We start from the raw sequence: 23867 nt of genomic DNA, 5'->3' as shown, positions 1-23867 counted from the left end.
GGCGCCTACTTGATGCAGACCGCGCGCACCTGCTTGATGTCGGTCATGCCCGACAAGACCTTTTCGATCCCGTCCATCTTCAGCGTCAGCATGCCGTCTTCGAGTGCGGCGGCGAGCATCACCGCAACCCGGCTGTGTTCCTGGATCAGGCGCTTCAGGCGGTCGGTGCCGATCATCAGTTCGTGCAGGCCGACGCGGCCCTTGTAGCCGCCATTGCACTGCTCGCAGCCGACGGCCTTGTACAGCTTGAACTTGCCCTGGCCGTCGGCGTAACGCTTCTGCCATCCGGCTAGGACCTGGTCTTTTGCGGCGCTCTCGTCTTCGCGGAAGCGCTCGGTGTTGCGCAGTTCCTCGCAATATTCCGATAGCAGCAGCTGTAATTCTTCCGCACCCGGTTCGTAGGCCAGCTTGCAGTGCCCGCACAGGCGCTTGGCCAGCCGCTGCGCCAGCACGCCCAGCAGCGCGTCGGCGAAGTTGAACGGATCCATGCCCATGTCCAGCAGACGCACGATCGATTCCGGCGCGCTGTTGGTGTGCAGCGTGGAGAACACCAGGTGGCCGGTGAGCGAGGCTTCGATGCCCATTGCCACCGTTTCCTTGTCGCGCATTTCGCCCACCATGATCACGTCCGGATCGGCACGCAGGAAGGCGCGCATCGCGGTTGCGAAATCAAGGCCGCTCTTGCGGTTCACCTGCACCTGGCGCAAGCCCTTCTGCGTGATTTCGACCGGGTCTTCCGCGGTCCAGATCTTGGTGTCGGGCGTATTCAGATGATTGAGCACCGAGTGCAGCGTGGTGGTCTTGCCGGAGCCGGTCGGTCCGCACACGAAGAACAGGCCATACGGCTTGCCCACCGTGTTCTTGAGCCGCTCCAGGTTATGCGGCAGCACGCCCAGCTTGTCGAGCGGGATCGGTTCGCCCGCGGCCAGGATGCGCATCACGATGTCTTCCACGCCGCCGGCCGACGGAATGGTCGCCACCCGCAGCTCGATGTCGAGCGATGCGTATTTCTTGAACTTGATCTTGCCGTCCTGCGGCTTGCGGCGCTCGGAAATGTCGAGGTCGCACATGATCTTGATGCGCGCGGTCAGCGCGTTGCGGTAGCTGGCCGGGATTTCGATATAGGGTTCCAGCGAGCCGTCCTTGCGGAAGCGAATGACGGTTTTTTCCTTGCCCGGGCGCGGCTCGATGTGGATGTCGGACGCACCCTGGCGGTAGGCGTCGACGATGATCTTGTTGACCAGCTTGACCAGCTCGTTTTCGGCGGCGGCCGACAGGTCCGATTCGGACAGCTCGCCGCCTTCCTCGTCGCCTTCCTCCAGCCCCGACAGCAGGTCGCCGACCGATCCCATGTCGGCTTCCGCGCCATAGAACTGGTCGATGGTCTGCCGGAATTCGGCATTGGTGGTGACCCGGTAGCTCAGTTTCTTTTTCGGGAACACGTCGCCGATCACGCGCGCGCTCCTTACCTGTTCCGGGTCCGTGGCGAGCACCACGATGCCTTCCGGTCCTTCCTCCACCGGCAGCCAGTGGCTTTGCTCGACGTATTCGCGCTTGAGATTGCGCAGCAGGTCCGCCGGCTTGATGCGGTCCGCCTTGAAGGGCTCGTACGGCACGCCGAAGAATTTCGAGAGCGCCTGTCCGATGGCCGGCAACCTGACCTGGAAATCGCGCACCAGCACCTGCTCGATGTCGTCGTTCTTGCGCCGCGCCGAGCGGGTAGCCAGCTCCAGCTCGGGCGCCGACAGCACCGCTTCCGCGACGAGCTGGTCGTACTTCGAGCGCACTACGGATGCCGGGCGCAGGCGCTGCGCGTAGGCGATGGCGAGCGTCTTGCACAACTCCCTGATGCCTTCCTCGGCAATGCCGGAGAAGGTGGTGCCGTCGCGGTTGTTGATGAGCTGGACCACGCCCTGCAGTTCGCCGCTGCGCTCGTCGACGACGGGCGCGACTAGCATCTGCCTGGTGCGGTAGCCGGTGCGGCGGTCGACTTCACGCAGGAAGTGCAGCTCCGGCGAGTGCGACTTCAGTTCGGCGTCGTCGTACACGTCGCGGATATTGACCACACGCCGCGTCAGCGCGACATAGCCTGCCACGCTCTTGTCGGAGACCGCCAGCCTGAGCTGGTTGACCGAGTTCAGGCCGGTCTTGACCTTCGATACGATCGAGCTCTTGTCTTCGGCCACCGCGTAGATCGTCAGCCGGTCACAGTTGAACAGGTCGCAGATATCCTGCGACAGGTCGAGCATGATCTCGTCGACGTTGCTGGTGGAATGGATCTTGTTGGTGACGGCCTGGAGTTTCTTGAAAAAATTCAGGCGGTTGTTGACCTCATCCTGAGTACCGTTTGCAGGGACCGCGCTCATCTCGTCTTATCCAGTTTTCATCGGGCAGGGGCGCCGCAGGCGGCGGCTTTCAATTATAGTTCCCGTTGTAAAAATGGTGCATGGAAGATTGGCGCATTTTGCCGGGGCCGCCGGGATAGATCTACATTCGCGGGAATCGGTCTACAATCCAAAAAAACATCAATGGGAGGACAGGATGGCGGTACTTTCTCCGGCGCGCGCCGGTGCAGCGCGAACACGCGCGCGTGGCACGAGGCGCGCATGAAGCTGCACGTGCTCGGCTGCGCCGGCGGGATCGGCGGGCAGCAGCGGTTCACGACTTGTCTGCGCGTCGATGACGACATCCTGCTCGATGCGGGAACCGGTGTCACGAATCTGGACGTCGAACAACTCGCCGCCATCGATCATGTGTTCCTCACCCACAGCCACCTCGACCATGTCGCCGGCCTGGCACTGCTGGCCGATTCGGTGGTGGGCCGGCGCAGCACTGCGGTGACCGTCCACGCTTCCGGCGACGTGATCGCCGCGCTGCAGCAGCATCTGTTCAACTGGGTGCTGTGGCCCGATTTTTCCGTCATCCCCAGCGCGCAAGCGCCGGTCCTTCGCTGGGCGCCGTTCGTCCCGGGCGAGGCCATCCGGCTCGGCGCCCGCACGATCACTTCCCACCCGGTCAACCACATGCCGGGCGCAGTTGCCTACCGGGTGCAGAACGAGCGCGACGGTTTCCTGTTTTCCGGCGACATGAGCAGCACGCCGGAACTGTGGCGCGCGCTGCTGGAACAGCACAGGCTGAGCACGGTGGTCGTCGATTGCTCCTTCCCGAATGGGGAAGCGGAACTGGCAAGGAAATCCATGCATTTCTGCCCGCAGGCGCTGCTCGACGACATCGCTGCGATGCCGCATGCGACCAAATTCCTGATCTACCACCTCAAGCCGGGGCAGGAGGACGCGATCATGGCTGAACTCAAGGCGGCTGCCGGCGGCCGCCCGCTCAGGGCGCTGCAGTGCGGCGACACATTCACTTTCTGAGCGAACGACGGCATTGCCGAAAAAACAATAAGACCAGCAGATGCATATCCAATCATCCCTCATGCGGCAGTGTCCGAAGAACCCATGGCAGAACTGACGCATTCCGACATCGCCAGGCGGCTCGAGCAGCTGACCGACCTGAGCCTGGAACTGAGCCGCAACCGCGACACGGGCCAGCTGCTCGAGCGTATCCTGCGCGCGGCCAAGGACATGACGCATGCCGACGGCGGCACCTTGTACCGGGTCAGCGCCGACCGGACAGGCCTGTGCTTCCACATCTCGATCAACGATTCGCTCGGCATGTACCAGGGCGGCGCAAGCGGCAACGCGGTCGACATCCCGAACATCCCGCTGTTTACGGCGTCGGGTGGCGAGAACCTGGGAGCGGTCGCGGCCTATGCGGCCAACACCGGCCTCTCGGTCAACATCCAGGATGTCTACCAGGTGGATGTCTTCAACTTCTCCGGGATGCGCAAGTTCGACCAGGCCTACGGCTATCACTCGCAATCGTTTCTGACTGTGCCGATGCAGGATCATGAAGGCGAGCTGATCGGCGTGCTGCAGCTGATCAATGCGACCGATCCGGCGACCGGCAAGACCTGCGCTTTTTCCGAAACCGACCAGCGGCTGATCGAAGCGCTGGCGTCGCAGGCCGCCATCGCGATCACCAACCAGCAGCTGATCGCGCTGCTGGAAAATCTGTTCGAATCCTTTGTCAAACTGATCAACATCGGCATCGATGAAAAGTCGCCGCACACCGGCCGCCACTGCGAGCATGTGCCGGAACTGACCATGATGTTGGCCGACGCGGTGCATCGCACCGGACGCGGCCCTTTCGCGGAATTCACGATGCGCGAGCGCGACCGCAAGCAGTTGTGGCTGGCCGGCCTGCTGCACGACTGCGGCAAGATCACCACGCCGGTGCACGTGGTCGAAAAGAGCACCAAGCTGGAAACCATCGTCGACCGCATCCACACGGTCGACACCCGCTTCGAGGTATTGAAGCGCGATGCCGAAATCCGCGCATTGAAGGAAAAACTGACTGTCGGCGGCGACGCGCGGCGCCACGGGGAGATTGACGCGCTGCTGTCGCGGGAGCTGGTTTGCCTGGACGAGGAGCGCGACTTCCTGCGCCGCGCCAATATCGGGTCCGAGGCGATGTCGCCGCAGGACCAGCAGCGCGTGAACGACATCGCGAAACGGCGCTGGATCGGCCCCGACGGCAACGAGCGCGACCTGCTGGATGCAGATGAAATCGAGAACCTGACGATACGCGCCGGCACGCTCAACGCGGCCGAACGCGACATCATCAACAATCACATTTCCGTCACCATCCGCATGCTGGAAGCGCTGCCGTGGCCGAAGCATTTGCAGAACGTGCCGGCATACGCCGGTGGCCACCACGAGCGCATGGACGGCAAGGGCTATCCGCGCGGGCTGCGCGGCGACCAGATGCCGGTGCAGGCGCGCATGATGGCGATTGCCGATATCTTCGAGGCGCTGACCGCCAAGGACCGCCCGTACAAGAAGGGCAAGACGCTGAGCGAATCGCTGCAGATCCTGGGCGGCTTTTGCGTGCGCGACCATATCGACCCCGACCTATTCGACGTGTTCGTGCGCGAGAAGGTGTACCTGCAATACGCGCGGCGCTTCATGGACCCGGCGCAGATCGACGAAGTCGACGAGAGCCGGATTCCGGGGTACGTGCCATAAGCGCGCCGCTTACGGCGGCGGGTTGCGTGGCGTGTCGCGCAGGCTGCCGAACCACAGCGCGTACTGCCGTGTGAATTCGGCGCCGAGGAAAAAAATCTGCGCCGAGTAATACACCCACAGCATCAGCACGACGACCGAGCTGGCGGCGCCATAGCTGGTCGCAATGTTGCTGTTGCCGAGATACAGTCCGATCAGGTTCTTGCCGACGGTGAACAGGGCGGCGGTACCGATCGCGCCGATGGCGACGTCGCGCCACGGCAGGCGGGTTTGCGGCAGCAGCTTGAAGATGGCGGCAAACAGCGCGGCGATCACCGCAAACGACAGGAGCGACGACACCGGCACCAGGATGCCGCCGCTGCCATCCCAGAAGCCGCCGAGGTATTTTTGCAATGCGCCCAGCGCGGCATTGACCGTCAGCGACACCAGCAGCAGGAAAGCGAGCACGAGGATCAGGCTGAACGACAGCAGGCGGGTGCGCACGAAGGCCATGATCCCCGACTGGTGCGTGCGCGGCACGCGCCAGATGTCGTCGAGGCTGTCCTTCAGCTCGCTGAACACCGTAGTAGCGCCGACGAACAGCAGTACGGCCGCCGAGACGGTCGCGATGGCGCCGGCCTTCGGATTGCGCGCATTGGCAAGCAGCAGCTGGATCGCCTCGGCACCCGCCGGCCCGACCAGTCCGTTCAATTCCGCGAAGATGGCGCCGCGCGCCGCATCGTCGCCGAACACGGCGCCGGCAATGGCCAGCACCATGATCAGCACCGGCGCCAGGGAAAACAGGGTGTAGTAGGCGAGCGCCGCGCCCTTGCTGGAAGCGCGGTCGGCAAACCATTGCTCGACGGCGCACAGGGCGAGCGCGCGCACGCGCCGAAAAAAGGTAAGCGGCTGCGCCTGCCTGTCCATATCCAGTGGTATGCGAAGAGTAAAAAGACCCGACGATTATGCAATCGGGCCGGCCGGGCATCCTGAGATAGGACAGGGCAAGGAAAAAGAGGCGATCAGGCGCCGACTACGGAGAAGTTTCTGGAATTGCTTTCCAGCCAACGGCGCGACAGGTCGCTCTCTTGCTGCGACGGATGGAAATCCTTTCGGAAATACTCGCGCCACGCCCGATAGGATTGCCGCAGCACGCCGCGCTTGCCGAACAGGTAGCTAGCGCCGCTCTTCCAGGTGCGCCATTGCCACAGCGTGCCGTCGCGCTGCAGGTTGTTCATGGTCTGGCGCAGTACATCGGTCAGGAAGAAGAAGGTCGCGCGGCGGAACCAGGCGAGGCGGCGGTCATGCGACCCGCCCAGCGCATAGTACAGGTCAAACGCGGTGCTCTTGTGTTCGGACTCCTCGGCGCTGTGCCACAGCCACAAGGTTTTCAGGCGTGGCTCGGCACCATCCAGCAAGTCATGGTTGCGCAACATCCAGTCGGCAAAAATCGCCGTGAAGTGCTCATAGCCGGTGGTGATGGCCAGCGCATGCCGCGGATCGAGCCCCTCGATCAGCTTCTGGCGTTTCAGGGCGCGCGGTCCCCACGCATTCTGCAGCCCCTGCTGTTCAAGGTGGCCGTTGAACAGGCCATGCAGGCGGCGATGCGTTGCTTCCTGGCCAACAAAGCCCTGCACCTCTTTGCGGAAGTGTTCCTGCTTATGGAGCGGCAGCGCCTTGAAGCCGTTGCGCACCGCATCGATGAAGAACTGCTCGCCGACCGGGAAGCTCATCGACAGCGCATTGAAAAACGCGGAGCGGAACGCATCCCCGCCATGCCAGTGGCGTTCAAACGGCGTTTCAAGATCGATCAGCAGGCGGCGCACGACGAGGTCGGTCATGATGGAGTCCCCATTTATTGCACATTATTCTTCGGCATCGGAAATGGTACTGCTCAGTACCATGCGATAATGGTCGTGTACATCCTTGGTACTGTCAAGTACCGATTGCTTTGCCACGAAGATGAATCAAACATTCAGCAGCGAAGTTGCCGCTAGTCCACATCGAGCACGCTTGCTTGAGGGAATGGCCCATGCGGTCGCCAGCAAGGGGTACGCCGAGACCACCATTGCCGACATCGTGCGCGCAGCAAGTGTGTCGCGGCGCACGTTCTACGAACATTTTGCTACCAAGGCCGATTGCCTGATAGCACTGTACGAATCGGCCAGCCTCAATGCGCTTAATGTGCTGCGCCATGCGCTCGATCCCGACCGCGACTGGCACGACCAGGTGGAACAGGCAATGCGCGCCTACCTCGGCTGTCTGTCGCAGAATCCGGTGCTGATCCGCACCCTGTTCATCGAGATTCTCGGCCTCGGCGCGGCTGGATTGGAGGCGCGGCGCCGCGCGCATGACCAGATCGTCCGGTTCATGCTGGACGTGGTGAACGGGCAGCGCACCGGCAATGGCGAACGGCCCCCGCTGTCGGCGGACATGGCGCTGGCAGTGGTGGGCGGCATCCACGAACTGGTGCTGCGCGCCATCGAGCGCGACCGGGTGGGCATGCTCGAAGAACTGGTCGCGCCGGCCGTGCAACTGGTGCGGTCCGTGGCATAGCATCCTCTACTCAAGCGCAGGCAAAGCCCCCCTTCCAAAAATCCAGATTGTCACTTCGCCAGCGCTGGCACACACTGCGCAGGACCGTCAACACACGATTCCTGCACAGATCATCATGGATAGCCCTTCCCTCGACTTGGCCTTTCTGCAACAGTGGACAGGCAAAACCGAGCAACATCACGACACCATCTCCACCAACATGGCCGCCGCGCTGGCTGCCGTGCTCGATCGCGCGGTTGCGCCACAGCCGGGCGACGCGTTGCCGCCGCTGTGGCACTGGATTTATTTCTGGTCCATCCATGCGCAATCCGAAGTCGGCCCGGACGGACATGCGAAGCGCGGCGGATTTTTGCCGCCGGTGCCGCTGCCGCGCCGCATGTGGGCCGGTGGCCGCCTGACATTCGACGCGCCGCTGCCGATCGGCGCGCCCGCCACCCGCACCTCGCGCATCAAGAGCGTCACCGCCAAGCAGGGCCGAAGCGGCAATCTGGCCTTCGTCACCGTGCAGCACCAGATCGCACACGGCGGCACCATCGCCGTCACCGAAGAGCATGACATCGTCTACCGCGACATGCCGGCCAAGGGCGCGCAAGCACCGGCGCCCAAAATGGCGCCGCCCGATGCCGTCTGGTCGCGCACCGTCACGCCCGACCCGGTGCTGCTGTTCCGCTATTCCGCGCTGACCTTCAACGGCCATCGCATCCACTACGACCGCAGCTACGTCACCGAGGTCGAGGGCTATCCCGGCCTGATCGTGCACGGCCCCTTGATCGCCACGCTGCTGGTCGACCTGTTGTACCGCAACCGGCCCGACGCTCAACTGGCTGCATTCGAATTCCGCGCCGTCGGGCCGATCTTCGATATCGAGCCGTTCGAGGTGTGCGGGCAACCCGATGCCGACGGCCGCACCGTTCACCTCTGGGCCAAAAATAGTCGCGGCGAGCTTGCGATGCAGGCCACAGCCACGCTCAAGAAATAATTAAGGAGTACATCAATGACAGTCCAGCATGACGCCTACCAGGACATCCGCGACGCGGTGCGCAGCCTGTGCGCCGAATTCCCGGCCGAATATTTTCGCAAGATCGACGAAGAGCGCGGCTATCCCGAGCAGTTCGTCGACGCCTTGACCCACGCCGGCTGGCTCGCCGCGCTGATCCCGCAGGAATACGGCGGATCGGGGCTGGGCCTGACCGAAGCGTCGGTCATCATGGAAGAGATCAACCGCTCCGGCGGCAATTCCGGCGCCTGCCACGGCCAGATGTACAACATGGGCACGCTCTTGCGCCATGGCTCGGAGCAGCAGAAGCGCCAGTACCTGCCGAAGATCGCGACCGGCGAACTGCGCCTGCAGTCGATGGCGGTCACCGAGCCGACCACCGGCACCGACACCACCAAGATCAAGACCACGGCGGTGAAGAAGGGCGACCGCTATGTGGTGAACGGCCAGAAGGTGTGGATCTCGCGCGTGCAGCATTCCGACCTGATGATCCTGCTGGCGCGCACCACGCCCTTGGCGGACGTGAAGAAGAAATCGGAAGGCATGTCGATCTTCATCGTCAACCTGCACGACGCAATCGGCAAGGGCATGACGGTGCAGCCGATTCCGAACATGGTGAACCATGAAACCAACGAGCTGTTCTTCGACAACCTCGAAATCCCGCAAGAGAACCTGATCGGCGAAGAGGGCAAGGGCTTCAAGTACATCCTCGACGGCCTGAACGCCGAGCGCACGCTGATCGCTGCCGAATGTATCGGCGACGGCTACTGGTTCATCGACAAGGTGACCAAGTACGTGAACGAGCGCGTGGTGTTCGGCCGCCCGATCGGCCAGAACCAGGGCGTGCAGTTCCCGATCGCGAAAGCCTACATCAACCTGGAGGCGGCCAACCTGATGCGCTACAAGGCGTGCGAGCTGTTTGACGCGAAGCAGCCGTGCGGCACCCAAGCCAACATGGCGAAGATGCTGGCGGCCGACGCTTCGTGGGAAGCGGCCAATGCCTGCCTGCAGTTCCACGGCGGCTTCGGCTTTGCTCACGAATACGACGTCGAGCGCAAGTTCCGCGAAACCCGCCTGTATCAGGTCGCGCCGATCTCGACCAACCTGATCCTGTCGTACGTGGCCGAACACGTGCTCGGCCTGCCGCGTTCGTTCTGAGGAGATGACCATGCGCCCATTGGATGGAATTACCGTCGTCACCCTGGAACACGCGATTGCCGCGCCGTTCTGCACACGTCAGCTGGCCGATCTCGGCGCGCGCGTGATCAAGGTCGAGCGCCCCGGCGTCGGCGACTTTGCCCGTGCCTACGACGAACGCGTCAACGGCCTGGCATCGCACTTCGTGTGGACCAACCGCTCCAAGGAAAGCCTGACCCTCGACGTCAAGCACGAGGAGGCGAGCGTGGTACTGAACAAGCTGCTGGAAGGCGCCGATGTGCTGGTGCAGAACCTGGCGCCCGGCGCCGCCGCCCGGCTCGGGTTGTCGTATGACGCCTTGCGCGAAAAATTCCCGCGCCTGATCGTGTGCGACATTTCCGGCTACGGCTCGGACGGCCCCTACCGCGACCGCAAGGCTTACGACCTCCTGATCCAGAGCGAATCGGGCTTCCTGTCGATTACCGGCACGCCGGAAGAACCGGCCAAGGCCGGCTGCTCGATTGCCGACATTTCGGCTGGCATGTATGCCTACAGCAATATTCTCGCGGCCCTGATTCAACGAGGCAAAACCGGCAAAGGCTGCAACATCGATGTATCGATGCTGGAAAGTATGGTCGAGTGGATGAGCTATCCGCTGTATTACGCCTATAACGGCGCCTCGCCGCCGCCTCGTGCCGGCGCCGCCCATGCCACGATCTATCCTTACGGTCCGTTTCCTGCCGGCGATGGCAAGACAGTGATGCTCGGTTTGCAGAACGAGCGCGAGTGGGTGGCCTTCTGCGACAAGGTGCTGAGCCAGCCGGAACTGGCGACCGACCCGCGCTTTTCATCGAACTCGCGCCGCACCGTGGCGCGCGCGGAGCTGCGCGCGATCATCGTCGACGTGTTTGCCGCCATGACCGCCGAGCAAGTCATCGCCCGCCTGGACGATGCCCAGATTGCCAATGCGCACATGAACGACATGCACGACCTGTGGCAGCACCCGCAGCTGAAGGCGCGCGAACGCTGGACCGAAGTCGCTACACCGGTCGGCAAGATCCCCGCGCTGCTGCCGCCCGGCGTGCCCGACGCCTATGCGCCGCGCATGGATCCGATTCCCGCGCTGGGCCAGCATACCGACAGCATTCTGCGCGAACTTGGCTATGCGGACGACGCCATCGTGAAACTGCGCGACCAAAAAGCTATCTGAATCAACATCGACGAGACGCCGACATGACCGATCATCCCAGCAAGACCCTCGCGGCATTCGCCGCCAACCTGCGCTTTGAAGACATTCCGCACGAGGTGGTGCGGCGTGCGGAAGACCTGCTCCTCGACTGGTTCGGCTCGGCCGTCGCCGGCAAGGGCGCCCGCCCGGTGGAAGCCATCGAGCGCTTCGCCCGGCACATGGGGCCGGACAGTGGAGCCGCCGAAGTCCTGATCGCACGCCGCCGCACCTCGCCATTATTTGCGGCGATGGTGAACGCGGCATCATCCCATGTGGCCGAACAGGACGACGTGCATAACGGTTCCGTATTCCATCCGGCAACAGTCGTGTTCTCGCCGGCCCTGGCGGTGGCGCAGGAATTGCGCTGCTCCGGCCGCGAGCTGCTCACGGCGTCGGTCGCCGGCTACGAAGTCGGCATCCGCATCGGTGAATTCCTCGGGCGTTCGCACTACAAAATTTTCCACACGACTGGCACGGTCGGCACCGTCGCCGCTGCGGCCGCCGTCGGCCGCCTGCTCCGGCTCACGCCGGAACAAATGCTCGACGCCTTCGGCTCCGCCGGCACCCAGGCCGCCGGCCTGTGGGAATTCCTGCGCGATGCGGCCGATTCCAAGCAGCTGCATACTGCGCATGCCGCCGCCGCCGGCCTGACCGCCGCCTATCTCGCCAAGGACGGATTCACCGGCGCCAAGCGCATCCTGGAAGGCGCGCAGGGCATGGCCGCCGGCATGTCGCGCGAGCCGGATGCGGCTCGGCTGGTCGACCGCCTCGGGCAGCGCTGGGCGCTGGCGGAAACCTCGTTCAAGTTCCACGCCTCGTGCCGCCATACCCATCCCGCTGCCGACGCCTTGCTGCAGGTCGTCACCGAACACAAGCTGGCTCCGGATCAGATCGCCAGCGTGACCGCCTACGTGCACCAGGGCGCCATCGATGTGCTCGGGCCGGTCGTCAATCCGCAGACGGTGCACCAGGCGAAATTCTCGATGGGCACCGTGCTCGGCCTGATCGCGCAGTTCCAGCGCGCCGGCATGAAGGAATTCGAGGATCACTTCAACGATGCGCGCGTTGCCGCATTCCGCAGCAAGGTCACGATGGTGCTCGATCCCGAAGTCGACGGCGCTTATCCGGCCCGCTGGATCGGCAAGGTCGCGGTGCACACCGTGGATGGGCGCATGCTGTCCGGCCGCGTGGACGAACCGAAGGGCGATCCGGGCAACACTCTGTCGCGCGAAGAGCTCGAGCAAAAGGCGCTGCGCCTGGCCGAGTTCAGCGGCGGGGCCTCGGTGCATGAAATGCAGACGGCATTCCACCAGTTGTGGGATATCGAACATGCGCCCACCGTCGGTTATTTCCTCACCTGAGGGATGCCCAATATGTCGCGAGCCGAAACTTCACTGGTCGCACGCTCCTATCTGTTCGTTCCCGGCAATCGCGCCGAGCGTTTCGACAAGGCCTGCGCCGCTGGCGCCGATGCCGTGATCGTCGACCTGGAGGACGCGGTGCCGCCGGGCGACAAGCAGGCGGCGCGCACCGCGCTGGCGGCTTGGCTGTCGCCCGCGCGTTCCGTGCTGGTACGTATCAACGGCGCCGACACGCGCTGGTTCGATGATGACCTGGCCTTGTGCCGCATGCCGGGCGTGGCCGGTGTCGTACTGCCCAAGGCAGGCGAGCCGGGCGAGCTGCTCGCGCTGCATAACGCCGGCGCGAAAGAGATTTATCCGCTCATCGAAACCGCACAGGGCTTGGACAACGCACGCCTGCTTGCGGAAGCGCCGGGCGTGCAGCGCCTGATGTTCGGCTCCATCGATTTCAAGCTTGACCTGGGTATCGAGGGCGACGATGACGCGCTGCTGTATTTCCGCTCGCAGCTGGTGCTGGCGTCGCGCCTGGCGAACGCCCAATCCCCGGTGGATGGCGTGAGCACCGCGATCGACGACGCGGACGAACTGGCGCGCGACACGCTGCGCGCACGCCGGCTCGGCTTCGGCGGCAAGCTGTGCATACACCCCAAGCAGGTGGCGACGGTGAACCGCTGCTTCAGCCCGTCGGAAGAGGAAGTCGCCTGGGCGCACAGGGTGCTCGATGCGAGCGCCGCCAGCGGCGGCGCGGCAGTGGCGGTGGATGGAAAAATGGTCGACCGTCCGGTCATTCTGCGCGCACGGCAGATTGCGGACGAAGCGGCGCGCAGGCACCCGGCGGATCGGATGCACTCTAGTACATAGTTCAATTCAAAGGAGACAAGGATGAAACTGAATAAATTGCACGCTGCGCTGTTCGCTGCACTGATTGCCAGCGGCAGCGCATTTGCGCAAAGTCCGATCGTGATCAAGTTCAGCCACGTGGTGGCCAATGACACGCCGAAAGGCAAGGGGGCCGTGCGCTTCAAGGAACTGGCCGAAAAGGCGACCAACGGGCGCGTGAAGGTCGAAGTCTACCCGAACAGCACGCTGTACAAGGACAAGGAAGAGCTCGAAGCGCTGCAGCTGGGATCGGTCCAGATGCTGGCGCCGTCGCTGGCCAAGTTCGGCCCGCTCGGCGTGAAGGAATTCGAGGTGTTCGACCTGCCGTATATTTTTCCGAGCCGGGAAGTGCTGTACCGCGTGACCGAAGGCCCGATCGGCAAGAGTCTGTTCAAGAAGCTGGAGTCGAAGGGCATCAGCGGCCTGGCCTACTGGGACAACGGCTTCAAGGACATGACCGCCAACAAGCCACTGCATAAACCCGCCGATTTTCGCGGCCTGAAGATGCGCATCCAGTCGTCCAAGGTGCTCGACGCGCAGTTCCGCGCTCTCGGTGCGAACCCGCAGGTAATGGCGTTCTCCGAGGTGTACCAGGCGCTGCAGACCGGCGTGGTGGACGGGACTGAAAACACGCCATCGAATATCTATACGCAGAAGATGCATGAAGTCCAGAGCAACATGACCGTGTCCAAGCACGGCTACATCGGCTATGCGGTGATCGTCAACAAGAAGTTCTGGGACGGCCTGCCACCCGATATACGCACCGCGCTGGAAGGCGCGATGAAGGACGCCACCAAGTACACCAATGCGATCGCACAGCAGGAAAACGAGCAGGCGCTGGAAAACATCAAAAAGGCGGGAAAGACGAACGTCTATGTGCTGAACGACAATGAGCGCGCCGAATGGCGCAAGGCGCTGTTGCCGGTACAGACGCAGATGGCCGACCGTATCGGCAAGGACTTGATTAATGCGGTCAACAAGGAATCGGCGGCACTCGGTTACAAATAATCGCTACGGGCGGGGATGGGCACGCCGTGCTGCTTGCCCCGCCGCTGATTCACGAAAGGAGAAACGGATGCTGCTGTCGCCCGACACGATCGATCTCGTCTGCGACGAAATGCAACTGGTAAACGAGGTGCTGCCGGCCGGCGCACGCGTGCTTGAACTGGGCTGCGGCAAGGCGGAAAAGACCCGCGCGATCGCCGAGAGTGGCAAGGCGGACTTCATCCTCGCGCTCGAAGTCGACGAAGTGCAGCATGCGAAGAACATGCAAGTCGCCGACTTGCCGCAGGTACGCTTCGCCGCCGGCGGCGCGCAGGTCATCCCGGCGGAGGATGCGAGCTTCGACATCGTGCTGATGTTCAAGTCGCTGCACCATGTACCGCTGGCGGAAATGGACAGGGCGCTCGACGAAATCAGGCGTGTCCTCAAGCCGGGCGGCCTGGCCTATCTGTCGGAACCGATTTTTGCCGGTGACTATAACGAAATCATGCGCCTGTTTCATGACGAGGAGCAGGTGCGCCGTGCCGCATTCGACGCAATCCGGCGTGCCGTCGATGAAGGTCGCTTGGCGCTGGTCAGGCAAGTCTTTTTCAAGGCGCCGCTGCGCTTTCGCGACTTTGCGCAATTCGAGCGCGGCGTGCTCAACGTCACCCACACCGCGCACCGGCTGTCGCCACAACTGCACGACCAGGTGCGCGAGCGATTCGAGCGTCACATGACGCCGGACGGCGCCTTCTTTCAGATCCCGATGCGGGTCGACCTGCTGCGCAAGGATGCCTGATGCTGTCGCCGGGGCGGTGTTACCTGGCCTGCTCCCAGCGGCAAATGCAATCGACCAGTTCGCGCGCGTAATGCGGCAGCGTCTCGAGCTGTTGCACCACGACGCTGCGCTCACGTACCGCCCACGGCTCGTCCAGCTCCACCAGCGCCAGCCGCATTGAGCGGCTCAGGCGCTGCGCCGCCGATTGCGGCAGGATGCCGATGCCGACGCCCGCTTCGATCATGCGGCACATTGCTTCGAAGCTGCGCACCTGAATGCGCATCTTCAGCTGCTTGCCGTTTTCGGCAACGATGCGATTCAGGAAATGCTGCAGCGTGCTTCCTTCATGTAAGCCAATGTGGTCGTATTCCAGCGTGGCGGCGAAAGGGATATGGCCGGATTGGGCCAGCGGATGGGCGGACGCGGTCGCCAGCACCAGCCGGTCGGTGGAAAAATTCAGTATCTGCAGACCGGGCGACTGGATGTCGCCGGCAACGATGCCGATGTCGGCGGTGCCCTCATGGACCGCGCGCACGATATCGTGATTCAGCCTTTCTTCCAGCGCCACATTCACCTGTGGGTGTTTTGCCAGGAAGTCGCCCAGCAGTTCCGGCATGAATTCCGTCACGGCGGTGGTATTGGCGAAGATGCGGACATGGCCCTTGATGCCATTGTTGTACTGCTGCATGTCGCTCTTCAGCCGCTCTACTTGCTGCATGAACTGCTGCGCATGGACCAGCAGCGTCTCGCCGGCCGGCGCCAGCTGCACGCCCTTGTTCTCTCGATAGAGCAGGCGCACGCCGAAGCGCGCCTCCAGTTCCTTGATGCGGCTGCTGGCCGCCGCCAGCGACAGATGCAGGCGCTCGGCCGCGCGCGTCATGCTCTTGAGCTCGGCTATGGCGATAAACAGGCGCAGATCGGTGAGGTCGAAAAGCATGATGGCAACGCGTTTCTGAAAAAGGCATTTTACGCCGTCATGCAGCCGGAGGCCGCATCCATGCACCTCCAAGAAAAGGAAGCCGCTTCTCCCTGCCCGGTATGACTACGGCGGCATCAGGGAAAACGATACCGGAGTGAACGACCTCGGGGGCTTCTGTCGGTGTTACGGGATGGGACGGCTTGCCGGCAACGCAGCGGCGCGTCTGGTGAATCGATGACGAATACGTTGCAGGCGCTTATGACGTCTAACAAGTCGCAGGCGAATGGACAAAGAGGACGCGCTCCATTCGGCAGGTCGGGCGCTATCGCGTGGCGGGTTTGGCATCCGGATTAATGCGACCAGAGCCTGAGTTCGCCCGTCATGGACATCTTGCCATCAATCTTCAAACCGCCGAGGGTTTGGTTGAACGGCACTACCGTCGTCGGATCGGGTTGTGCATTGATCGACTCGAAGCCGAAGTTGCTGAATATACTATCACTAGGCAGTTTCACAGCAACGTAGTCGGGGCCGCCGTCCGTCCGCTTCTTGACATCGATGCCTATGCTAGTGAACAGTGCGCCGCGTGGGTTCTTGACAACAATGTAGTTGGTCTTGCCATCCTCGCCTTTGAAGCCGAGTGCCACATGGCTGTTGGCGCTGGTGTCGGTCAGCGATGTCATGTTTAATTGCAGATCCATCATGATGCCGATGCCATCCTTGCCGCTCACCTTGGACAGCTCGCCATCGTCGAGCGGACGCAGGCCCTGGGCCAGTGCTCCGGCGCTGACACATAATCCCGCAACAAAGCTAAGCAATTTTTTGTACATGTCAGGGCTTGAATTTAATGTCGAGATACTGAATCTGTATATTGCCGATGCGGCTGGCACCGAGATCGAATGGCGCCGTGCTGTTCCCGAATGAAATATTTCCGATTTCTATGCCACCGACCGCCGCGCCATTCGGTGCGCGATCAAGGTCCGGCCAGCCGATGCCAATGTGGAGGCGCGACTTGGACGGATCGTTGGGATCGGTCACGGCGTTAATCACGCCCGGTTGTGCGCCTGCATCCGCAATCTGCCAGGGCGACGAGGTAATGGTGATGCCATCGCTGCCGACGGCGCCTACCCGAATCCTGCTGAACCGCATTTGTTCGGCGGTCGAGTCAGGATTCGTTATGTCGTCGCGTCCGCGCGGACGTACCAGGATTTCACCGATGTCCATGCGCAGACCAAGGCCGAAGCCAATGCCCTCGCCGACGCGGGGCGGGAAAAGCTGTAGACCGCCACCGTAGAACACCACATCCTTGAAAACGGTGCTGCCGCCCTCGAAAGCGATGTCATTGGCATTGACACCCCAATCGTAGGCGAACTGCCACTTCGCGAGTCCCGCAGCATTTTTCGGGAACATCAACTCGATCACGTCTGACAGCCCGGATGCCGTTCTGACATCCAGGGTATAGGGATCGCCGAACGGATTGCTGGTGTCGTCCGAGCGCGTAAGATAAATATTGCTGATATACGCGCTGGCGCCTGTCGGTGCGGTATAGGTGATCTTCGCGTTGCCGGACAGCGAGAAATTGTTCAAGTCGAAGCTGACGCCATCGCCCCCTCGCACTGTCGACAGTGCCGCATCGCTCAGCGGTTCCATGCTGGCAGCACCCGCCTGTTGGCACGCTATTGCCGAATACAGAAGCAGTGCGCCGAGTGTAATGCTGCGAGTGCGTGGCATAAATCGGCTGGGATTCATGATCGGGCGCACCTTGCGTTATCGTCTGAAGGCATTGGGGGGCGGCGCGCCATTTGCGGTGCTCAGGGCCGTCAGCCTATCGCGCCAGTTGAGCCAGAATCCCGCCTGTGCGGCAGACGGCGGTTCGGCCATGCCGGACGTCGTCGGAAACTGCACGGCGGTCTTGAGCGCCGAAATCCAGAAGTCGCGGCTGGCGCCGTTCGCGTCGCCGGCGGTGACGCCCGGGACCGCAGGACCTGTAGTTTTAGAACCCTTGTATTCCGCCCCGCCGATGAGCATCGATCCGCTCAGCGTGTTGATCGTCAGCCCGATGTCGCCCTTGATTCCCTCGAAGCCCATGCGCATGCCGATTACTTCGCGTGTCGCTGCATCCGGCGCATTCTTGTAGACGAATTCGAAATAGGGATTGGTAATTTGCACCAGGCGTTTGTCTGCCGTGCTGTCCAGGCGGCCGAACTGCAGCACCGGCATGTCGATATAGGCAGTGCTCCAGTCGGTCACGCCGCCGGTCGTCTTCGCGCCCAGGTTGATTTTTCCAAAGTTCGCATTCAGCAGGACATCGGCGCCGATGGCGATGCGGGTGCTGTAAAGCGTGTCGCCGTTGGAGACGAAGCTGCTGTTGGTCAGATCCAGCAAACCTTGACCATAGGTGGCCGACAATTCTTTTTCCGACAGTGGACGCAGCTGTGCCGAGGCCGGGCCAGCATTGAGCAATGCTGCGGCTGCACTCAAGCATACAAGACCAGTTCGGATCAGACTTATCATGTTAGTCACCAGACGCAGTATCTTTGCAGAAAGATTTTCAAACCTACTGATAGAAACGCCCCCCGGCTTGCGCAAGGGGGCGTATTCATACTACCGGGTCAGATTCTTGTTTCAGCAACAAGAAGAGATTAGTGACCGAACATCCAGACCTTGGTGCCTTGCAGGTCGAAGTTCTTCAGAGCAACGCTACCGAAGGACTTGCCGCCGTTGCCAGTAGTGATCGAGTCAACCGTGATCGACATCGATGCATTGTGTGCCAGCGATTCTGCGCCGGTAACTTTCGGGAAGGCGAAACGAACTACGTCGCCAGCATCCGGACCCAGACCAGTGGCGTCAACCGTACGGCCCAAGGCATTGCTGGTAGCAATTGCCAGGGTGGTTGCGTCGGCGACGGCGGTAGCGCCGGAGGTGGGGGCCAGCAGAACAGCCAAGGAGCCAACTGCGTCAGTATTGAAAGCTGCAGCAGCCAGCACGTCGATTTGCATGATGAACGCACCGCGGACGGCGATGTTGTTGAACGATACGGAACCGTTCTCAGCAGCGGTTGCACCCTTGTCGGTGTAGGTGAACGAACCGATGTTGATGTTCAGGTCAGCAGCGATCGACACGCCGTCTTGGCCGCTCACTTGGCTCAGTGCTGCGTCGTCGATGGAGGTCATTGCGAAGGCGCCGAAGGAAACTGCGGACAGGGCCAGAGCGATAGCGGATTTCTTGATCAGTTTCATTATGTAGTCTCCAAAATGGTAAAAGAATTTCTATAAAGTTTTTATTTCAGTCTTGCAGACGCTTGCTCTGTGCTCCTTGTGGGGGCTTGCGATCTCCGACGCGTATTGTCAACGTGTCAAATTTCGGTGGTGCATCGCGTCTTGCTGCTCTTAACATTGAAGCAATATTAAGAGACTTCATCTTAGAATATTGTTAAGAATGAACCGAGCGTTTCGCGCTGACCGCTGAGGCCAAAGCATTGGCTTCGAGAGCCAGTGGGGTAAGTCTGGATAGCATCAAGACACCTTTATGAATGCTGGTGTCAGTGGGTACTTCCGTTCTGAGCGGCATTCCAGAAGGCCTCGTTATGCCTTCCAGCGCCAGACTGTCGCTGGCCGGGGCAGCTTCGTGTAATTTTCAGGCAGCCCAGAAGCAGGGTTTTCTGTCCTTGGGAAGGGTATTTCCCATTTTGAATGCACCGGCTACGACTTCTTGCCAGTCGTAGCTACCCCATACTTGGCTTTGGGCGTGGCACTACAATTGTGTGCATATTAGATATATGCCTCTAGTATTTTGGGGAAATCACTCCCGGCTTTTATTTCCCAAAGGCTTCAAGGGCGGCATAATCATGTGCGGTCTGCTGACGCACGTTGGTATTAAATTAAAAGAAACTTTTAACGCGCACGGAAAAAAATAATGGTGTTGCGGACGCCGCCCTCCAAGTTCAGGCCTCCCGCCATGGGAGCTCCCTTTATGGCACGTGAACGTTTGGTCGAGCGGATCAGGCTGGCAGAAGGCGCCAAACTTATATTGGTGCAGGCGCCTGCGGGATTCGGCAAGACGACGTTGTTGCGCCATATTTACGATTCATTCAGGGCTGATGGCTGCGCAATCGCATGGTTGACGCTTGATGCGGGGGATAATGACCTGGATCGATTCATGAGTTGCCTCGGCCAGGCATTTGCTCAAGTCAGCCGGATTTTGCCATCCGAGTTGATGGAAATGCAGGGGCTTGAAAGCCCCGATGAAGATCAGGTATTTGAGCTGGCGCATGCCATCGCTGCGACGCCACTACCATTCATGTTGATGCTGGACGAGTTCGAGCACCTGCATAATCCCGCCGCGCTCGCGGTTGTCCAGCAATTACTCGAAATGCTCGGTCCGCAACAGAGAATCGTGATCGGATCACGCGAATTCCCTACATTAAGCGTGGGACGCCTGCGCATCTGCCAGCAAATGCTGGAGATTGATGCTGCACAGCTTCGGTTTAGTCTTGAAGAAACGAGCCAATTTTTACGAGCCAAGCGTAATTTAATACTTGACGGCCAGGATGTTGAGCGGCTGTACGAAGTGACTGGCGGATGGGCTGCGGCGCTGTGGCTATCATCACTGGCGCTGGAGAGTAACGACAACCCGAAGCAATATATCCGGACGTTTTCTGGCTCCAATACGGTCGTTGCGTCTTATCTTGCCGAGGACGTTCTGTCCCATAGGCCCAAACCTGTGCAGGATTTCATTCTTCAAACCAGCATACTGCACAAATTTTGCGCCGATAGTTGCAATGCGGTCACTGGACGCAAGGATAGCGGCGTTTTGTTGCAAGAGCTTGAGCGCTCCAACATGTTTATGAGCGCGCTTGACGAGCAGCATGTTTGGTACAGTTATCATCCGCTTTTTGCGGGTTTTTTACGTGCCCAGCTTGGTCGGCAATATCCGGGACTTGCATCGTCGCTGCATCGTCGCGCCGCGATGTGGTATGTTGAACAGGAACGTCCGATTCCGGCAATTGATCATGCGATTGCATCAGGGGATAAAGACCTGTTATTCGATTTGCTGAGCAAGAATGCGGAATCCTTGTTTCTGCAGGGGCGCGTTCGCCTGCTGGCACGATGGCTCGACGCACTCGACCGTGCCAGTCTGGCTGCGTATCCAAAGCTGATATCGGTTTATGCATGGGTGCTCATTCATATCAACCGCAGCGAAGAGGCATTGACGTTGCTGGAGACGGTGACCAATGAAGACGGCGCCTCGCCGATTTCGCATCCGACTTACCATGTCCTCCGCGCCTTTAGCCTGGTCATGCTTGACCGTGTGGAGCAGACGGCGCCGATGTGGGAAGACCTGCACATCCTCGGAGGCGCCGCACAAGAGCCGCTCTTGCGCAGCATGTTGATGATCGGTTGCGCCTACTACTATGCGACGGCCGGGAGATATCAGGAAGCGCGCATGCTTCTTGACCAGGCCACGCGTGAACATTCGGCCGTCGGGCCCTTGTTCAGCGTGACGCTGGCTGGTTATATGCACGGCATGCTGGATTTGCGACAAGGACAATTGCGCGCCGCAGGGGCTCGCCTGCGTGCCCTGATCGGTGACGAGTCGCAGGTGCGGTTGCGGGGAACGGCGCCGCGCTTGCGCGCAATCATGGGTGTTGAATCCGACATGTCGAACCGCCGGTACGGCGCCGACGCTGGCTTTGCAAGTATTTATCTGGCAGAAGTACTGTATGAGATGGATGCGCTGGAGGAATCGAAGCGCCTGCTGAAACTGTACCTGCCCTTGATTAAGGACGCTGGCATTCCAGATCAGCTGATTGCGAGCCATGTGATTTACGCACGAATTTTGCGCGCCGAGAGCAACGTGAACGATGCGCTGCAAATCTTGCTGGAACTCGAGCAGCTTGGCATGCAGCGCAATCTGCAGCGGATCATTGATTCCGCACGTCTGGAGCGGGTGCGGGGCGCCGTTCTTGACGGCGATATGGATGCGGCTAAGGCAATGTTTTCACTGGTCGGTATGTCCCCGCCATGGCGCCATCGCGATCTGCAGATGATTGCCGAGGACATCGAAACTCCGGTGCTCGGTGCCATGCGTTTGCAAGTACACGGTGGGCAAGCCGCCGCCACACTGCCTGTACTCAAGGAACACCTGCAGGATGCACAGGCCCGCAGTTGCGTGCGTTATGCGTTGCGGGTTAAGGCGCTTTACGCGCTGGCGCTGCATCAAGCCGGTCAACGCAATCCGGCATTGCGGACCATAAAGGAAGCCTTGCAGGATGCCTTGAACGAGGGCTTTGTGCGGGTCTTCAAGGATGAAGGGCCGGCTTTGCTGGTTCTGGTAAATGACATGCTTAAGAGCATGAAAGATGCGTCCAGTGCGGAAAACGGTGCGCTTCACTTTTTTGCGGAGCGCATCCTTAATCCAATGAAGAACGGGGCCTCGGCTGTGACCTATTATGGCGGCGAGAATGCCGTCGTGGAGCCTCGCATGCCCCGCGCCGCAATGGAAAACGAATTGACCGGGCGCGAGCTGGATGTACTGACCTTGCTCGCAAAGGGCTATGGCAACCAGGCGATTGCCGAAAAACTGTTCGTCTCTGTCACCACGGTCAAGACTCACTTGCGCAATATCAATCTCAAGCTGGGGGCCCACACGCGTACCGAAGCAATCTCGGTGGCCCGCAAGCTGTCCATCATTACTTAACTCTCTGCACAGGCGCAGGATGCCGTTTGGCATCTTGCGTCTTATCCTGAATCTCTCGCACTAGCAAATTGGACATCCCATCGGGCGATACCAAGATGCGTGTGCGAGTGTCACAACATCTCCTTAATTCCACGCAATCCCTACAAATATTTCCATTGGGAATTCTTTTAATTTCTCTGCTGCAATTTTGCGCACTGCTTTGCGCGTGAACAGAGCTGGAATTGATGCTTCACAAGCATATATCGTCCGATCGGACGAGTTCGGTAAGTCAATTTCCCTCTTACATTAATGCCACTTCGCAGTTTTGTTGACATTTGATTCACGGATAAATAGCCGTGCTGAATTGCGAACGACTTAGCGTCATAGGAAGCATGGCAGGTCCGGCAGGCTTCCCGTGGTGATCGCGAGGCACATCGCGACATCGCAAAAGCATCAACTCAAGGAGAGGACATGAAGGGGATGAAGACATGCTCATGATCGTACTGGGCGCCATCGCTGCGCTTATTGGTGGTTCCGCTGCATGGTCGAGGCACGAGCCGGCCGATCGCCTTCAGGGACAGATCGACCTGCCGCAAAAAATGGTTGGTGCGGGGCCGGTCGTGCAATCGGTGAAGGTCGAACCGTATTCCGAATTGAAATACCGGCATATCGTGCGCCAGGCATACGACTACAGCTGTGGGTCGGCAGCGCTGGTGACGCTCCTGAAATATCACATCGGTCTTGATGTGACTGAACAGCAAAGCATGGAAGGCATGCTCGAACGCGGCGAGAAAGAGAAGATCGTCGAGCGCCGCGGCTTTTCCCTGCTTGACATGAAGCGGTATGTGGCTTCGCTCGGTGTGGAAAGCGCAGGCTTTCGTGCCGAGGTCAAGGATCTCGAAACGCTGGATCAGCCCGCCATCGTGCCGATCGACTATGCCGGTTTCAAGCATTTCGTGGTGTTTCGCGGATTGCGCGACGGGCTGGTCTATATCGCCGATCCATCAACGGGAAATTATGTGTTCTCGGTCAGCGATTTTGCCAAGCACTGGGATCGCAACACGCTGTTCATCGTATATCCCCCCAAGAGCACCCCTCCGGCACGCCAGCTTGCGCTAACGGATAAGGAACTGGGTGTATTTGACATGGACCGCGTCAAAGACTCGGCCACTCTCCAGTCGTCGGTGGCAACAACCTACCGTCTGGAGCGCGCAATCAATTCCGGCTTCGGCGGTGTGTACGTCCGCAAGCAGTAAGCGCAGCCGGCATTTGTACCTAGCCATTACAACC

20 protein-coding genes are annotated in these 23867 nt (G+C 60.8%); 12 read left to right on the top strand and 8 right to left on the bottom strand.

Going from position 1 to position 23867, the window contains the following annotated elements:
• Nucleotides 1–5 precede the first annotated feature (5 nt).
• A complete protein-coding gene (locus tag TSA66_RS06330) occupies nt 6–2366 on the bottom strand; it encodes a GspE/PulE family protein (RefSeq protein ID WP_040039423.1) in 2361 nt (786 codons plus the stop codon).
• 240 nt (nt 2367–2606) lie between these two features.
• Between TSA66_RS06330 and TSA66_RS06325 the strand changes: the two genes are divergently transcribed.
• Both TSA66_RS06325 and TSA66_RS06320 read left to right on the top strand, forming a co-directional pair.
• Nucleotides 2607–3374 (top strand): 3',5'-cyclic-nucleotide phosphodiesterase, encoded by a 768-nt coding sequence (locus TSA66_RS06325; RefSeq protein WP_040042268.1) that lies wholly within the window; start codon nt 2607–2609, stop codon nt 3372–3374.
• A gap of 84 nt (nt 3375–3458) precedes the next feature.
• Nucleotides 3459–5087 (top strand): HD family phosphohydrolase, encoded by a 1629-nt coding sequence (locus TSA66_RS06320; protein ID WP_040039422.1) that lies wholly within the window; start codon nt 3459–3461, stop codon nt 5085–5087.
• Between the two features lie 9 nt (nt 5088–5096).
• Here TSA66_RS06320 and TSA66_RS06315 read toward each other — a convergent pair whose 3' ends face one another.
• Both TSA66_RS06315 and TSA66_RS06310 read right to left on the bottom strand, forming a co-directional pair.
• Entirely contained in the window at nt 5097–5990 is an 894-nt protein-coding gene (locus TSA66_RS06315; protein ID WP_040039421.1) for a YihY/virulence factor BrkB family protein, read from the bottom strand.
• A 95-nt stretch (nt 5991–6085) separates the two neighbouring features.
• On the bottom strand, nt 6086–6904 hold the full coding sequence (locus TSA66_RS06310) for a metal-dependent hydrolase (protein WP_040039420.1): 819 nt from the start codon (nt 6902–6904) through the stop codon (nt 6086–6088).
• A 121-nt stretch (nt 6905–7025) separates the two neighbouring features.
• Between TSA66_RS06310 and TSA66_RS06305 the strand changes: the two genes are divergently transcribed.
• From TSA66_RS06305 to TSA66_RS06270, 8 genes are all read left to right on the top strand, one after another.
• The gene (locus TSA66_RS06305) at nt 7026–7619 is read left to right on the top strand and encodes a TetR/AcrR family transcriptional regulator (RefSeq protein WP_040039419.1); all 594 of its coding nucleotides are present in this window, start codon (nt 7026–7028) and stop codon (nt 7617–7619) included.
• 115 nt (nt 7620–7734) lie between these two features.
• Nucleotides 7735–8598 (top strand): FAS1-like dehydratase domain-containing protein, encoded by an 864-nt coding sequence (locus tag TSA66_RS06300; RefSeq protein ID WP_040039418.1) that lies wholly within the window; start codon nt 7735–7737, stop codon nt 8596–8598.
• A gap of 15 nt (nt 8599–8613) precedes the next feature.
• A complete protein-coding gene (locus TSA66_RS06295; protein ID WP_040039417.1) occupies nt 8614–9774 on the top strand; it encodes an acyl-CoA dehydrogenase family protein in 1161 nt (386 codons plus the stop codon).
• 10 nt (nt 9775–9784) lie between these two features.
• On the top strand, nt 9785–10963 hold the full coding sequence (locus TSA66_RS06290) for a CaiB/BaiF CoA transferase family protein (protein ID WP_040039416.1): 1179 nt from the start codon (nt 9785–9787) through the stop codon (nt 10961–10963).
• A 23-nt stretch (nt 10964–10986) separates the two neighbouring features.
• Complete coding sequence (locus tag TSA66_RS06285; protein ID WP_040039415.1) at nt 10987–12342, top strand: MmgE/PrpD family protein; 1356 nt, start codon at nt 10987–10989, stop codon at nt 12340–12342.
• Nucleotides 12343–12354: 12 nt separating this feature from the next.
• Complete coding sequence (locus tag TSA66_RS06280) at nt 12355–13203, top strand: HpcH/HpaI aldolase/citrate lyase family protein (RefSeq protein WP_040039414.1); 849 nt, start codon at nt 12355–12357, stop codon at nt 13201–13203.
• A gap of 21 nt (nt 13204–13224) precedes the next feature.
• On the top strand, nt 13225–14229 hold the full coding sequence (locus tag TSA66_RS06275) for a TRAP transporter substrate-binding protein (RefSeq protein ID WP_040039413.1): 1005 nt from the start codon (nt 13225–13227) through the stop codon (nt 14227–14229).
• A gap of 67 nt (nt 14230–14296) precedes the next feature.
• The gene (locus tag TSA66_RS06270; RefSeq protein WP_040039412.1) at nt 14297–15004 is read left to right on the top strand and encodes a class I SAM-dependent methyltransferase; all 708 of its coding nucleotides are present in this window, start codon (nt 14297–14299) and stop codon (nt 15002–15004) included.
• A gap of 19 nt (nt 15005–15023) precedes the next feature.
• On the opposite strand, the gene TSA66_RS06265 is transcribed toward TSA66_RS06270, so the two are convergent.
• From TSA66_RS06265 to TSA66_RS06245, 5 genes are all read right to left on the bottom strand, one after another.
• On the bottom strand, nt 15024–15920 hold the full coding sequence (locus TSA66_RS06265; RefSeq protein ID WP_040042267.1) for a LysR family transcriptional regulator: 897 nt from the start codon (nt 15918–15920) through the stop codon (nt 15024–15026).
• A 332-nt stretch (nt 15921–16252) separates the two neighbouring features.
• Nucleotides 16253–16729, bottom strand: coding sequence for a DUF6160 family protein (locus TSA66_RS06260; protein ID WP_040039411.1), 477 nt, complete (start codon nt 16727–16729; stop codon nt 16253–16255).
• 1 nt (nt 16730) lies between these two features.
• Nucleotides 16731–17549, bottom strand: coding sequence for a hypothetical protein (locus TSA66_RS06255; protein WP_232429415.1), 819 nt, complete (start codon nt 17547–17549; stop codon nt 16731–16733).
• A gap of 117 nt (nt 17550–17666) precedes the next feature.
• Nucleotides 17667–18413, bottom strand: coding sequence for a hypothetical protein (locus TSA66_RS06250; protein WP_040039409.1), 747 nt, complete (start codon nt 18411–18413; stop codon nt 17667–17669).
• 128 nt (nt 18414–18541) lie between these two features.
• Nucleotides 18542–19138, bottom strand: coding sequence for a DUF6160 family protein (locus TSA66_RS06245; RefSeq protein WP_040039408.1), 597 nt, complete (start codon nt 19136–19138; stop codon nt 18542–18544).
• 733 nt (nt 19139–19871) lie between these two features.
• On the opposite strand from TSA66_RS06245, the gene TSA66_RS27980 reads away from it, so the two are divergent.
• Together TSA66_RS27980 and TSA66_RS06235 are read left to right on the top strand one after the other, a co-directional pair.
• Nucleotides 19872–22598, top strand: coding sequence for a LuxR C-terminal-related transcriptional regulator (locus TSA66_RS27980; protein WP_040039407.1), 2727 nt, complete (start codon nt 19872–19874; stop codon nt 22596–22598).
• Nucleotides 22599–23065: 467 nt separating this feature from the next.
• Nucleotides 23066–23833 (top strand): C39 family peptidase, encoded by a 768-nt coding sequence (locus TSA66_RS06235; protein WP_040039406.1) that lies wholly within the window; start codon nt 23066–23068, stop codon nt 23831–23833.
• Nucleotides 23834–23867: the final 34 nt, after the last annotated feature.

It is taken from the genome of Noviherbaspirillum autotrophicum, from assembly GCF_000818395.1.
GTDB lineage: Bacteria > Pseudomonadota > Gammaproteobacteria > Burkholderiales > Burkholderiaceae_D > Noviherbaspirillum > Noviherbaspirillum autotrophicum.
This window is presented reverse-complemented; position numbering and strand designations above follow the sequence as displayed.

Excerpts from the sequence above, each read along its gene's own strand:
- TSA66_RS06330 (WP_040039423.1), bottom strand. The coding sequence starts at position 2,366 with ATGAGCGCGGTCCCTGCAAACGGTACTCAGGATGAGGTCAACAACCGC.
- TSA66_RS06325 (WP_040042268.1), top strand. The coding sequence starts at position 2,607 with ATGAAGCTGCACGTGCTCGGCTGCGCCGGCGGGATCGGCGGGCAGCAG.
- TSA66_RS06320 (WP_040039422.1), top strand. The coding sequence starts at position 3,459 with ATGGCAGAACTGACGCATTCCGACATCGCCAGGCGGCTCGAGCAGCTG.
- TSA66_RS06315 (WP_040039421.1), bottom strand. The coding sequence starts at position 5,990 with ATGGACAGGCAGGCGCAGCCGCTTACCTTTTTTCGGCGCGTGCGCGCG.
- TSA66_RS06310 (WP_040039420.1), bottom strand. The coding sequence starts at position 6,904 with ATGACCGACCTCGTCGTGCGCCGCCTGCTGATCGATCTTGAAACGCCG.
- TSA66_RS06305 (WP_040039419.1), top strand. The coding sequence starts at position 7,026 with ATGAATCAAACATTCAGCAGCGAAGTTGCCGCTAGTCCACATCGAGCA.
- TSA66_RS06300 (WP_040039418.1), top strand. The coding sequence starts at position 7,735 with ATGGATAGCCCTTCCCTCGACTTGGCCTTTCTGCAACAGTGGACAGGC.
- TSA66_RS06295 (WP_040039417.1), top strand. The coding sequence starts at position 8,614 with ATGACAGTCCAGCATGACGCCTACCAGGACATCCGCGACGCGGTGCGC.
- TSA66_RS06290 (WP_040039416.1), top strand. The coding sequence starts at position 9,785 with ATGCGCCCATTGGATGGAATTACCGTCGTCACCCTGGAACACGCGATT.
- TSA66_RS06285 (WP_040039415.1), top strand. The coding sequence starts at position 10,987 with ATGACCGATCATCCCAGCAAGACCCTCGCGGCATTCGCCGCCAACCTG.
- TSA66_RS06280 (WP_040039414.1), top strand. The coding sequence starts at position 12,355 with ATGTCGCGAGCCGAAACTTCACTGGTCGCACGCTCCTATCTGTTCGTT.
- TSA66_RS06275 (WP_040039413.1), top strand. The coding sequence starts at position 13,225 with ATGAAACTGAATAAATTGCACGCTGCGCTGTTCGCTGCACTGATTGCC.
- TSA66_RS06270 (WP_040039412.1), top strand. The coding sequence starts at position 14,297 with ATGCTGCTGTCGCCCGACACGATCGATCTCGTCTGCGACGAAATGCAA.
- TSA66_RS06265 (WP_040042267.1), bottom strand. The coding sequence starts at position 15,920 with ATGCTTTTCGACCTCACCGATCTGCGCCTGTTTATCGCCATAGCCGAG.
- TSA66_RS06260 (WP_040039411.1), bottom strand. The coding sequence starts at position 16,729 with ATGTACAAAAAATTGCTTAGCTTTGTTGCGGGATTATGTGTCAGCGCC.
- TSA66_RS06255 (WP_232429415.1), bottom strand. The coding sequence starts at position 17,549 with ATGGAACCGCTGAGCGATGCGGCACTGTCGACAGTGCGAGGGGGCGAT.
- TSA66_RS06250 (WP_040039409.1), bottom strand. The coding sequence starts at position 18,413 with ATGATAAGTCTGATCCGAACTGGTCTTGTATGCTTGAGTGCAGCCGCA.
- TSA66_RS06245 (WP_040039408.1), bottom strand. The coding sequence starts at position 19,138 with ATGAAACTGATCAAGAAATCCGCTATCGCTCTGGCCCTGTCCGCAGTT.
- TSA66_RS27980 (WP_040039407.1), top strand. The coding sequence starts at position 19,872 with ATGGCACGTGAACGTTTGGTCGAGCGGATCAGGCTGGCAGAAGGCGCC.
- TSA66_RS06235 (WP_040039406.1), top strand. The coding sequence starts at position 23,066 with ATGCTCATGATCGTACTGGGCGCCATCGCTGCGCTTATTGGTGGTTCC.